General features: G+C 70.4%; 7 protein-coding genes, 1 other RNA gene and 1 pseudogene. 8 read left to right on the forward strand and 1 reads right to left on the reverse strand.

The annotated features are described in order from the left end of the window. The first annotated feature begins 133 nt into the window (after window positions 1–133). Window positions 134–1,240: a peptide chain release factor 2 gene (prfB, locus tag G3I53_RS22465; RefSeq protein WP_164333265.1), complete on the forward strand. Its 1,107-nt coding sequence runs from the start codon at window positions 134–136 to the stop codon at window positions 1,238–1,240. A 312-nt stretch (window positions 1,241–1,552) separates the two neighbouring features. Further along, complete coding sequence (locus tag G3I53_RS22470) at window positions 1,553–2,197, forward strand: LPXTG cell wall anchor domain-containing protein (protein ID WP_164333264.1); 645 nt, start codon at window positions 1,553–1,555, stop codon at window positions 2,195–2,197. A gap of 124 nt (window positions 2,198–2,321) precedes the next feature. On the opposite strand, the gene G3I53_RS22475 is transcribed toward G3I53_RS22470, so the two are convergent. Then, complete coding sequence (locus tag G3I53_RS22475) at window positions 2,322–2,513, reverse strand: hypothetical protein (protein WP_164333263.1); 192 nt, start codon at window positions 2,511–2,513, stop codon at window positions 2,322–2,324. Between the two features lie 249 nt (window positions 2,514–2,762). Between G3I53_RS22475 and ftsE the strand changes: the two genes are divergently transcribed. The 6 genes and pseudogenes from ftsE to G3I53_RS22505 all read left to right on the forward strand — a co-directional run. After that, window positions 2,763–3,452, forward strand: a complete 690-nt coding sequence (gene ftsE, locus G3I53_RS22480; RefSeq protein ID WP_164333262.1) for a cell division ATP-binding protein FtsE — start codon at window positions 2,763–2,765, stop codon at window positions 3,450–3,452. Window positions 3,453–3,495: 43 nt separating this feature from the next. Next, window positions 3,496–4,413 carry a permease-like cell division protein FtsX gene (ftsX, locus tag G3I53_RS22485; protein WP_164333261.1) on the forward strand — a complete coding sequence of 306 codons (918 nt, stop codon included), beginning with the start codon at window positions 3,496–3,498 and terminating at the stop codon, window positions 4,411–4,413. 68 nt (window positions 4,414–4,481) lie between these two features. Further along, entirely contained in the window at window positions 4,482–5,657 is a 1,176-nt protein-coding gene (locus G3I53_RS22490) for a S41 family peptidase (protein ID WP_164438704.1), read from the forward strand. Between the two features lie 45 nt (window positions 5,658–5,702). Continuing rightward, on the forward strand, window positions 5,703–6,182 hold the full coding sequence (gene smpB / locus G3I53_RS22495) for an SsrA-binding protein SmpB (RefSeq protein WP_164339294.1): 480 nt from the start codon (window positions 5,703–5,705) through the stop codon (window positions 6,180–6,182). 287 nt (window positions 6,183–6,469) lie between these two features. After that, window positions 6,470–6,873, forward strand: a transfer-messenger RNA (tmRNA) gene (gene ssrA, locus G3I53_RS22500). A gap of 496 nt (window positions 6,874–7,369) precedes the next feature. After that, window positions 7,370–7,772, forward strand: a pseudogene (locus G3I53_RS22505) (hypothetical protein); the annotation flags it as partial.

A 7,772-nucleotide genomic window follows, 5' to 3' on the forward strand; every position in this document is an offset into this window, starting at 1 on the left:
CCGGCCCGCCCCGCCAGCCGGGCCCGCCCCGGCCCGCGGAGCCGCCCCGGACGGGGTTCCGCCCGGCCCGCCCGGTCCCCAGGAGTGCCGCACCCGGCGTGGGCCGGGCGGCGGAACCGTTACGCTGGAGGGCGTGGCAGTCGTCGATGTATCCGAAGAGCTCAAGTCCCTCTCCTCGACCATGGAGTCGATCGAGGCCGTCCTGGACCTCGACAGGATCAGGGCAGATATCGCCGTGCTCGAGGAGCAGGCGGCCGCGCCGTCCCTGTGGGACAACCCGGACGAGGCGCAGAAGATCACCAGCAAGCTCTCCCACCTCCAGGCGGAGGTCAGGAAGGCCGAGACGCTGCGCGGCCGGATCGACGATCTCGCCGTGCTGTTCGAGATGGCCGAGGAGGAGAACGACCCGGACACCCGGGCGGAGGCCGAGTCGGAGCTCGAGTCGGTCCGCAAGGCGCTGGACGAGATGGAGGTCCGCACCCTCCTGTCCGGCGAGTACGACGCCCGTGAGGCCCTGGTCAACATCCGCGCCGAGGCCGGCGGCGTCGACGCCGCCGACTTCGCCGAGAAGCTCCAGCGGATGTATCTGCGCTGGGCCGAGCAGCACGGCTACAAGACGGAGATCTACGAGACGTCGTACGCCGAAGAGGCCGGCATCAAGTCGACCACCTTCGCCGTGCAGGCGCCCTACGCCTACGGCACCCTCTCCGTCGAGCAGGGCACGCACCGCCTGGTGCGCATCTCGCCCTTCGACAACCAGGGCCGCCGCCAGACCTCCTTCGCCGGGGTCGAGGTGCTGCCGGTCGTCGAGCAGTCCGACCACGTCGACATCGACGAGTCCGATCTGCGCGTCGACGTCTACCGGTCGTCCGGCCCCGGCGGGCAGGGCGTGAACACCACCGACTCCGCGGTGCGCATCACGCACATCCCCACCGGCATCGTCGTCTCCTGCCAGAACGAGCGGTCCCAGATCCAGAACCGGGCCACCGCCATGAACGTCCTCCAGGCCAAGCTGCTGGAGCGGCGCCGCCAGGAGGAGCAGGCCAAGATGGACGCCCTCAAGGGCGACGGCGGCAACTCCTGGGGCAATCAGATGCGTTCGTACGTGCTGCACCCCTACCAGATGGTCAAGGACCTGCGCACCGAGCACGAGGTCGGCAACCCCGAGTCGGTGTTCAACGGTGAGATCGACGGCTTCCTGGAGGCCGGTATTCGCTGGCGCAAGCAGCGGGAGAAGTAGCCCGCCGCGCGCCCGAGCGCTTTGTCGACATGACAACTGCCGCCCCCAGGGCGGCATTTGTCGTTCCAGGGCGCGGTCGGCACGCCTTTTACGTCACACTTGCGCCTCCCTCATTCGGCAAAGCGTGCGTACGGGGACATCGCGTACGCAACGGCCTTGACGTTCTTTTGGAAAATCGGAAGGGTGCGGGGTGGCATGCGCATCTCCGGGGCGCATGTGAACCGGGGGGCGCGTCACCACAGTTGCACCCCCGTCGATCACGGCCCCGGGCGTGGCCTCATTGACGATTCAGCTACTGGGGGTAGCACGCATATGACGAAGAAGACGCGGGTCCGCGTCGCACGCATCGCTGCCGGCGCAGTCGTCGCCGCGGGTGCGTCGCTGATGGTGGCGGGTGTCGCCCAGGCCGACCCGATCCTGCCGGACCCGAGCTGCGGCATCATCGGCACCGACCCGGACTGCGAGGACGACGGCGGCGACAACCCCGGCAACCCCGGCGGCGGTGACGAGGAGCCGGGCAACCCGGGCGGCGGTGACGAGGAGCCGGGCAACCCGGGCGGCGGTGACGAGGAGCCGGGCAACCCCGGCGGCGGTGACGAAGAGCCGGGCAACGGCGGCGAGAAGCCGGACGAGCCGGGCAACGGCGGCGAGGACCCCGTCGAGGAGCCCACCGAGAAGCCGACCACCCCGGGTGGCGACAAGGGCGGCGACGACGACGCCGGTACCACCCCGGCCGGCGGCAACGGCCCCGCCGCCCAGGAGCAGGGCTCCTCGGCCCTGACCGACACCGGTGACGCGCCCGCCACCTCCGCCCAGGGCAGCGGTGACGAGCTCGCCGAGACCGGTGCCGCCGAGACCACCTTCCTGGTGATCGGCGCCGCCACGATGATCGCCGGCGGCATCGGCTTCCGCGTGCTGCCGCGTCTCATGACCGGCCGCGGCGGTGCCGCCGCCTGACGGTGACGGCACCCGCACGCACCGTACGCGGGGCGTGACGTGACGAAGGGGCCCGGAGCGCACAGCGCTCCGGGCCCCTCTGCGTCCGTCTTCGGTCTCCTGCGGGGAGTGCGGGGAGGGCGGGTCAGGCGGTCTGGTGGGCGAGCAGGGCCACCGCCGCGACCAGCACCGCGAGCAGCGCGATCAGCATCATGGGGTTCAGGCCCGCGAAGAAGTTCTCCTGCTGCAGCCGCTCACGGTTCGCGCGGCACACCGGGCACCGGCCCTCGTTCACGGGCGCAGCGCAGTTCGCGCACACCAGCCGGTCGTACGTCATGCGCTCGCCTCCTCGCACCGGTCCTCACTCATGGAACGTCCGCGGCGCCGTGAACGTTCCCCCCTCCACTGTGCCAGCTCCGCCGGAAATCGGCGCGGCCCGCCCCCACGGCCGCATTCCCCCGGCAGCCGGGCCGTACATGCCTCACATAGGGCGCAACTGCGGCGTAACCCCGGGCGGTGACTGCGGGCGGCCTTCCGCTTCGCGTAAGGTCACGCTCATCTACCCCCGGCGACCCGTGGTGCATCCGTGATCCGATTCGACAACGTCTCCAAGGTCTACCCCAAACAGAACCGTCCAGCCCTCCGTGACGTCTCCCTGGAGGTCGAGAAGGGTGAGTTCGTGTTCCTCGTGGGGTCCTCCGGCTCCGGAAAGTCCACCTTCCTGCGGCTGATCCTCCGCGAGGAGCGGGCCAGCCACGGCCAGGTGCACGTCCTGGGCAAGGATCTCGCCCGTGTCTCCAACTGGAAGGTGCCGCAGATCCGGCGCCAGCTGGGCACGGTGTTCCAGGACTTCCGCCTGCTGCCGAACAAGACGGTCGGCGAGAACGTGGCGTTCGCCCAGGAGGTCATCGGCAAGTCGCGCGGGGAGATCCGCAAGTCCGTGCCGCAGGTCCTCGACCTGGTCGGGCTCGGCGGCAAGGAGGACCGGATGCCGGGGGAGCTGTCCGGCGGTGAGCAGCAGCGGGTGGCCATCGCCCGGGCCTTCGTCAACCGGCCCAAGCTGCTCATCTGCGACGAGCCCACCGGCAACCTCGACCCCCAGACGTCCGTCGGCATCATGAAGCTGCTCGACCGCATCAACCGGACGGGCACCACCGTGGTGATGGCGACGCACGACCAGAACATCGTGGACCAGATGCGCAAGCGCGTGATCGAGCTGGAGAAGGGCCGCCTCGTCCGCGACCAGGCCCGCGGCGTCTACGGCTACCAGCACTGATCACCCTCGAACGCGTCCACTCATAAGGCCTGAAGGACCCGCCATGCGTGCCCAGTTCGTACTGTCGGAGATCGGCGTCGGTCTCCGCCGCAATCTGACGATGACCTTCGCGGTCGTCGTCTCCGTCGCCCTGTCGCTCGCCCTCTTCGGCGGCTCGCTCCTGATGAGCGACCAGGTCACCACGATGAAGGGCTACTGGTACGACAAGGTCAACGTCTCGATCTTCCTGTGCAACAAGAGCGACGCGGAGACCGACCCCAACTGCGCCAAGGGCGCGGTGACGGAGGACCAGAAGAAGCAGATCAAGACCGACCTGGAGAAGATGTCGGTCGTCGACACGGTCGCCCACGAGACGCAGGACGACGCCTACAAGCACTACAAGGAGCAGTTCGGCGACTCCCCGCTGGCCAGCTCGCTGACCCCGGACCAGATGCAGGAGTCGTACCGCATCAAGCTGACCGACCCGGAGAAGTACCAGGTCATCGCGACCGCCTTCGACGGCCGGGACGGCGTGCAGTCCGTGCAGGACCAGAAGGGCATCCTGGACAACCTCTTCGGGCTGCTGAACGGCATGAACTGGGCCGCCCGCGCGGTGATGGCGCTGATGCTCGTCGTCGCGCTGATGCTGATCGTCAACACGGTGCGCGTCTCGGCGTTCAGCCGGCGGCGCGAGACCGGCATCATGCGCCTGGTCGGCGCCTCGGGCTTCTACATCCAGGCGCCGTTCATCATGGAGGCCGCGGTCGCCGGACTCATCGGCGGCACGCTCGCGTGCGGATTCCTGGTGGTCGGCCGGTACTTCATCATCGACAACGGCCTCGCCCTGTCCGAGAAGCTGAACCTGATCAACTTCATCGGCTGGGACGCGGTCCTGACGAAGCTGCCGCTCATCCTCGCGACGAGTCTCCTGATGCCGGCGGTGGCGGCGTTCTTCGCGCTGCGCAAGTACCTGAAGGTGTGACTCTTGCCAAAAAGGGGCGCGCGGCCAACAGGCCGTGCGCCCCTTCCCCTTGTCCTAGACTCACCGGCATGTCAGGTCGTGACCTGTTCTGTCAGCCCCGCCGCCTCCGCCGCGGGGCCGCCCTGACCTTGGTGTTCGCGAGCGTGCTGGTCGCCGGTGCCGCCACCGGCAGCCTGCCCGGTGCCGGTCCGAAGGCCACCGCGGACGGCGCCCGGTCGGCCCCCGCCGGGCACCACACCGAGGTGAGCGAGGCGGCCCGGGAGGCCATGGCCGAGGGCACCTCCCCCGTGGAGGCCGCACAACGGGCCGTCAGCCGCAGCGGGGACCGCTGGGCCGCCGTCTACTCCCCGGGCGAGTACGAGGAGTTCGAGGAGGCCCTGGACGGCCAGTACACCGGCGTCGGCCTGTGGGCCCGCGCCCGGGACGGCCGGATCGAGGTGACCCGGGTGGGCGGCGGCAGCCCCGCCGACCGCGCCGGCATCCGGGTCGGCGACCGGCTGCGCAGCGTCGACGGCGCCGACGTCGACGGACGGCCCGTCACCGAGGTCGTCGCCCTCCTGCGGGGCGACAGCACGGACGCCCCCGCCGGCACACGGGTCCGCCTCGGACTGGAACGCGGCTCCCGCACCTGGACCGAGACCGTGCGCCGGGCCCGCCTGTCCCGCGAGTCCGTCGCCGTCCGCGAGCTGGCCGCACAGGTCACCGTCGTCACCGTCGGGGCCTTCACCAAGGGCTCCGGCGAGCAGGTCCGCAAGGCCGTGCGGCGGGTCCCGGCCGGGGCCGGGATCGTCCTGGACCTGCGCGGCAACTCCGGCGGGCTGGTCACCGAGGCCGTCACCGCCGCCTCCGCCTTCCTCGACGGCGGCCTCGTCGCCACCTACGACGTCGACGGCGAGCAGCGCGCCCTGCACGCCGACCCCGGGGGCGACACGGCGAGACCGCTGGTCGCGCTCGTCGACGGCGGGACGATGAGCGCGGCCGAGCTGCTCACCGGCGCCCTGCAGGACCGCGGACGGGCGGTCGTGGTGGGCTCCCGCACCTTCGGCAAGGGCTCCGTGCAGATGCCGAGCCGGCTGCCGGGCGGCTCGGTCGCCGAGCTGACCGTCGGCCACTACCGCACCCCCTCCGGGCGGGGCGTCGACGGCCGCGGCATCACTCCCGACGTCGAGACCGACGACGCGGCCCTGGAGCGGGCCACGACGGTGCTGCGCGGCCTGGGGCAGCAGGACGCGCCCCGCCCGTAAACGGCTTCCCCCCGATCCCCCGCTCAGTGCGAAGATGGCTGCACTATGGCTAAGGAAAAAGGGCGCAAGCTGATCGCGCAGAACAAGAAGGCGCGGCACGACTACCACATCATCGACACCTACGAGGCCGGCCTGGTCCTCACGGGTACCGAGGTGAAGTCGCTGCGTCAGGGCAGGGCGTCGCTGGTGGACGGCTTCGTCCAGCTGACCGACCACGAGGCGTGGCTGCACAACGTCCACGTACCGGAGTACAGCCAGGGCACCTGGACCAACCACAGCGCGCGGCGCAAGCGGAAGCTGCTGCTGCACCGCGAGGAGATCGACAAGCTGGAGTCCAAGTCCCAGGAGACGGGCCACACCATCGTGCCGCTGGCCCTCTACTTCAAGGACGGCCGGGCGAAGATCGAGATCGCCCTGGCGAAGGGCAAGAAGGAGTACGACAAACGGCAGACCCTGCGGGAGAAGCAGGACCGGCGCGAGGCCGAGCGGGCGATCTCCGCGGTGCGCCGCAAGCAGCGCGCATAGGGGGTGTCTGGCGAATGCCCGCGGCGTCGCGACGCCCGGCACGCACGCTCGCCGCGTTGCCGAACCGCCCACGTGGCTCCGCCACGAGGACGCTCCGGCGCCTTGCGATCGCACGCACCGGACGCCGCTCCTTCTCCCGCGCTCATTCGTCAGACACCCCCATAGGCCCGGTGGCCTGCGCGGGAATAGGCTGGCACGGACCGGCGTTGGTCACGTACGATGGCACCAGCACCCCATAGCGGGTGCGTGTGGCCCCTCCTCCGGGCGGGGTCTTGAAAAAACAACATGGGGATGATCGGTTTCGACAGCGGCTGTCGAAGCAGGGGAAGCGTGTCGAGGAAGCGGCCATGATCTCGTAAACCACAGGCCGAAAAAAATAATCGCCAATTCCAAGCGATCCATCTCCCAGGGCGAGCTCGCCCTCGCTGCCTGATCTTCAGGTAGCGAGCAGCGGCTCCCCTACTCAAGGGAGTGTCAGCCCGGGGGTGTTCCCGACCCGGATCCTGGCATCAGCTAGGGAACTAAACCTTGATCCCGGTCACGGGGTGAAAAGGGAAATCTCACAGTGACTGGGCCCGTCGGAGACTTGTCGGCGTGATCTCCGGGGCCGAGAAAAGCACAGCCGACTGCACACGGAGAAGCCCTGGTTCCGCACCGTTGGACGCGGGTTCGATTCCCGCCATCTCCACTTGCCCCATGTGGGCAGAGGCCCCGTCGCGAAAGCGGCGGGGCCTCTGTCGTTCCCGTACCCGGGCGCGGCCCGGCGTGTCGCGGGGACTCGGCGGGCGTGGCGCGATCCGGCGGATCATGGCCGGATCCCAGCGGCCGGAAGGGTGCCCGCGCGGGAGGGGGCGGACCGGTGTCCGCCGCCCCCGGATGCGCACGCCACCGGCCCGTCCGGCTTTCCGCTTCCCTAACCATGACTTCGCCCGGTATGGGGTGGCTGATGGCGAAATGTGGACCGAAAGGATCCAGCCAGCCCTTTTGTCGTGGTGCCGTCCCCGAGATGTCTCACGATCGATACGAATCGCCACCCGGTCGGCACGGGACCTCCGCGTGCGCTACATTCAACTCCCGAGCACAGTGTGATAAACGGGGCGCTCGGAGCGGGTTGGGGGCCCGGTCCGCCGACGAGTGCTCGGGTCGAACGCGCACCCGGATCTGTCCCTGGGGGGAAGTGCGTGCGCGTGAAAGACTGGCGAGAAGACGCCCAACCGGAGCGTCCCGAAGGCGCGTCGGCTGCCGAGAAGGTGCTGAGGACCGGCCGCGACGCCATCACCGGCATCCCCGGCCCCGGAGCCCCCGGCCCGGAGATCCCCGAAGCCGAGCGGACCACGGCCCTGCGCGTGCCGTCCGCGCGCCCGCCCCGGCCGGCGTCCCCGACGACGTCGCTGCTGAAGCCCGCGCCGGCCTCACCCGGCCCCGACGAGGCGGCCCCCGCACAGCCGGCCGGCGCCGGCCGGCCGGTGCGCGACCCCTGGCAGGAGGACGACGCCGGGGACACCGGGGACGGGGACCACACCCACGACCCCCACGAGGTGACCGTCCAGCTCGACGCCGTGCAGTTCGCGGACGGCGTGCTGCGCAGGA

Origin of the sequence: Streptomyces sp. SID14436, from assembly GCF_010548465.1 — a bacterium.
In the GTDB taxonomy this organism is placed as follows: Bacteria; Actinomycetota; Actinomycetes; order Streptomycetales; family Streptomycetaceae; genus Streptomyces.